Consider the following 4,219-nt stretch of genomic DNA (forward strand, 5'->3'; position numbering starts at 1 on the left):
GCGTTTGACCACCGTCTGGATGATGGCCGCGTCGCCCAGGGCGGTGCGCAGGCGGGCCACGGCCGTTTCCACGGCGTGGGCGTCGGCGTCCTCGCCCAGGCAGGTGAGCAGGTGGGTGCGGTCCAGGACCTGTCCGGGTTTGCGGGCCAGTGCGCGCATCAGGCGCATCAGGGTGGGTGAGAGGGTGTGGACGGTGCCGTCGACCAGGACGGCGTGGCCGCGCAGGCGCAGGCGGTGTCCGGCCACGGACAGGGTGGGAAAGCGTGCGGGCAGTTCCTCGGCCAGGGCGCGGACCTGGGCGCCGATGCGGGCGCGCTGGGGCCACAGGGTGGGGATGTCGTGGTTGATGAGGGGGCGTGCGGTGACCGGTCCCACGCACATGGCCAGGACGTCGCCGCGCAGGGCTCGGACGAGGTCGGTCTGGTGTCCGGTGGTGTGGGCGCGGGTGAGGAGTCCGGCGGCGGCGGGGGCGCTGGTGAAGGTGATGGCGTCCACTCCCCCGGTGGTGGTGGCCTCGATGAGGCGGTCCAGGGGTGCGGTGTCCTCGGGTTGGGTCCACCGGTAGACGGGCACCTCCACCACCTCGGCTCCGGCCAGGCGGAGGGCGGCGGTGAAGTCGTGCAGGGGTTCGCCGTGCAGTTGGACGGCCACGCGTAGCCCCTGCACGCCCTGGGCCAGCAGGTGGTCCAGGACCTCGGCGGAGGATTCGGAAGGGGGTGACCACTCCTCGGTGAGTCCGGCGGCGCGGATGGCGCCCTTGGCCTTGGGGCCGCGGGCGAGCAGGCGTGAGGTGCGCATGCCCTCCAGGAGCGGGTCGGCGGTGCCCCAGGTCTCGCAGGCCTCGACCCAGCCGCGGAAGCCGATGCCGGTGGTGACCACGATGATGTCGGCGGGGTGGCGGGCGAGTTGTTCGGAGACCGAGGCCAGGCGTTGGTCGTCGCTCAGGGGCACGATGCGCAGGGCCGGTGCGCTGATGACGTGGGCGCCCTTGCGGCGTAGGAGGGCGCCCAGTTCCTCGGCGCGGCGGGCGGCGGTGACGGCGACGGTGAATCCGGCCAGGGGCGCGGTGGTCGCCGTTGGTGCGGGTGGCGCGGTGTTCACGGTGTCTGCTCCTGGGCGGGGACGGCGATCTGCACGGTGGTCTGGTTCTGGCGCACGGCCCAGGTGTTCAGGCGTGTGTGCTCGTCGTCCAGGCTCTGGCCGGTGCGCAGGGAGAAGACGTTCTTGAGCATGGGTGAGGCGATGGTGGGTTCTCCCCCTCGGTCGCCGACGATACCGCGTGCGATGACGGCGGCGCCGGTGTAGGGGTCGATGTTGTCCACGGCGTACAGGTGGTGGTCGCGGGTGCGGAACAGGGCGATCTGGTGGCCGTCGGGCAGCAGGACGGCCACGCCGTCCTCGGGGTGTAGGCGGCTGGTGGGGCAGGCGTCGATCCAGGTGGCGGTCGGGGTGGTGGTGGTCATCGGGTGGCCTCCTGGGGTCGGCGGGCGGGCATGCCCAGGTTCACGGTCGTGGTGGTGGGGACGGGTTGGTCGCGGGTGGTGGTGAAGCTGATGGTGGGGTCGGGGGTGTCGGGGGCGTTGGTGAAGGAGACGAACCGGGCGAGTTTGTCGGGGTCGGTCAGGACCGCGGCCCATTCGTCGGTGTAGGAGGCCACGTGGTGGGCCATGGCGGTTTCGAGTTCGTCGGCGATGCCGAGGCGGTCGTGGACGACGACGTCGCGCAGGTGGTCCAGTCCGCCTTCCAGGGACTCGATCCAGGGGGCGGTGCGCTGGAGGCGGTCGGCGGTGCGTACGTAGAACATCAGGAACCGGTCGATGTAGCGGGTGAGGGTGTCCTCGTCCAGGTCGGCGGCCAGGAGCTGGGCGTGGCGGGGGGTGAAGCCGCCGTTGCCGCCCACGTACAGGTTCCAGCCCTGGTCGGTGGCGATGACGCCGAAGTCCTTGCCGCGGGCCTCGGCGCACTCGCGGGCGCATCCGGAGACGGCCGCCTTGAGTTTGTGGGGTGAGCGCAGGCCCCGGTAGCGCTCCTCCAGGCGGATGGCCAGGCCCACCGAGTCCTGGACGCCGTAGCGGCACCAGGTGGTGCCCACGCACGACTTGACGGTGCGCAGGGACTTGCCGTAGGCGTGCCCGGATTCGAATCCGGCGTCGACCAGGCGTTTCCAGATGGCGGGGAGCTGTTCGAGGCGGGCGCCGAACAGGTCGATGCGCTGTCCGCCGGTGATCTTGGTGTAGAGGTGGAAGTCGCGTGCGACCTCGCCGATGACGATGAGTTTGTCGGGGGTGATCTCACCGCCGGGGATGCGGGGCACGACCGAGTAGGTGCCGTTGCGTTGCATGTTGGCCAGGTAGCGGTCGTTGGTGTCCTGGAGGGTGGCCTGTTCGCCCTCCAGGATGTGTCCGCCGCCCAGGGAGGCCAGGATGGAGGCGACGGCGGGTTTGCAGACGTCGCAGCCGTGCCCGGTGCCGTGGCCCTCGATGAGCGCGGAGAAGGTGGTGGTGCCGGTGGCTTGGACGATCTCGACCAGTTCGGCGCGGGACTGGGGGAAGTGTTCGCACAGGGCCTTGGACTGTGCGATTCCGGCCTGGGTGAGGATCTGCTTGAGCATGGGCACGCACGAGCCGCAGCTGGTGCCCGCCTTGGTGCAGGTCTTGAGTGCGGGAACGTCGTGGTTGCCGCGGGCGATGGCCTCGGTGAGTTCGCCCTTGGTGACGGCGTTGCACGAGCAGATCTGCGCGGTGTCGGGCAGGGCGTCGGCGCCCAGGGTGGCGCCGCCCTCGGGGCTGATCAGGGCCAGCGGGTCGCCGGGCAGGGGTGAGCCGACCAGGGGGCGCAGGGTGGCGTAGGCCGAGGCGTCGCCGACCAGGACGCCGCCGAGCAGGGTGGTGGCGTCGTCGGAGACCACGAGTTTGGCGTAGCGCCTGTGGGCGGCGTCGTTGACGACCACGTCCAGGGCGCCGGGGGTGCGGCCGTGGGCGTCGCCGAAGCTGGCCACGTCCACGCCCAGGAGTTTGAGTTTGGTGGAGGTGTCGGCGCCGGTGAAGGTGGCGGAGCCGCCCACGAGCCGGTCGGCGACGACCTCGGCCATGGCGTTGCCGGGGGCGATGAGGCCGTAGACGGTGCCGCGGTGGTGGGCGGCTTCGCCGATGGCGTGGATGTGGGCGTCGCTGGTGGTGCAGGTGTCGTCGATGACGATGCCGCCGCGTTCGCCGATCGTGAGGTCGGCCGCGCGGGCGAGGTCGTCGCGGGGGCGGATGCCGACGGAGAACACGACCAGGTCGGTGTCCAGGCGGGTGCCCGTGTCCAGGGCCAGGCGGGCCGCGCGGCCGTCGGGTCCGGCTTCGACGGCGGTGGAGGCGGTGCCGGTGTGGATGTGTACGCCCAGGTCGGTGATGAGGGTGCGCAGGAGGGCTCCGGCGCCTTCGTCGATCTGGGCGGGCATCAGGTGGGGGGCGAGTTCGACCACGTGTGCTTGGAGGCCGAGCAGGCGTAGGGCGTTGGCGGCTTCCAGGCCCAGGAGGCCGCCGCCGATGACGACGCCGGTGCGGGCGCCCTGGGCGGAGGCGGTGATGGCGTCCAGGTCCTCGATGGTGCGGTAGACGTGGCAGCCGGGCAGGTCGTGGCCGGGGATGGGTGGGACGAAGGGGGTGGAGCCGGTGGCCAGGACGAGGCGGTCGTAGGTCAGGACGCGTCCGGTGGCGGTGGTGACGGTGTGGTGGGCGCGGTCGATGGCGGTGGCGCGTTCGTTGACGTGGACGTCCACGTGGGGGCCGCGTACGTCTGTCAGGGACAGGTCCTGCGCGCTGGCTCCGTCGAGGTAGGAGGACAGGGCCACACGGTCGTAGGCGGTGCGGGGTTCCTCGCCCACGACGGTGGTGTGCCAGTGGTGGGCGGTGTCGCGGTCGCGGAGGGCCTCGACGAGTCGGTGGCCGACCATGCCGTTGCCGATGACGACGAGTTCTTCCATGGGTGTGCGGCTCCTCCTGCTGCGGTCTCGGACGGTTTTCAGGCAACCCGGCGGGTGTTTCCCGGGGGTCAGCCGTGTGTGTCGCGGTTGTTTCGATGTGCTGTCATCGCAGGTGGGGGGTGCGTGATACGGGGTGAAGGCCCTGGCCGGGTGTGCCGGGGGCCTGGTGGTGGGCGTGGGGTGGCCGCTGTGGGGGGTTGGTCACACCGGGGTGGGTGGGCGGGGGTGCCGGTTACTGTGGCGGGGGGG

General features: G+C 71.6%; 3 protein-coding genes. All 3 read right to left on the reverse strand.

Annotated elements, in window-relative coordinates; all coding sequences use genetic code 11:
- Nucleotides 1-1,101, reverse strand: a 1,101-nt coding sequence (locus D455_RS28795) for a uroporphyrinogen-III synthase (protein ID WP_017568887.1), incomplete at its 3' end; no start/stop codon positions are given.
- Nucleotides 1,098-1,463 (reverse strand): nitrite reductase small subunit NirD, encoded by a 366-nt coding sequence (gene nirD / locus D455_RS0100955; RefSeq protein ID WP_017568888.1) that lies wholly within the window; start codon nucleotides 1,461-1,463, stop codon nucleotides 1,098-1,100. The genes nirD and D455_RS28795, both read right to left, overlap by 4 nt.
- Nucleotides 1,460-3,970, reverse strand: a complete 2,511-nt coding sequence (gene nirB / locus D455_RS0100960) for a nitrite reductase large subunit NirB (protein WP_017568889.1) — start codon at nucleotides 3,968-3,970, stop codon at nucleotides 1,460-1,462. Before nirB ends, nirD begins: the two co-directional genes overlap by 4 nt.
- Nucleotides 3,971-4,219: the final 249 nt, after the last annotated feature.

This window comes from Nocardiopsis halotolerans DSM 44410 (assembly GCF_000341065.1).
GTDB classification, from domain to species: Bacteria; Actinomycetota; Actinomycetes; order Streptosporangiales; family Streptosporangiaceae; genus Nocardiopsis; species Nocardiopsis halotolerans.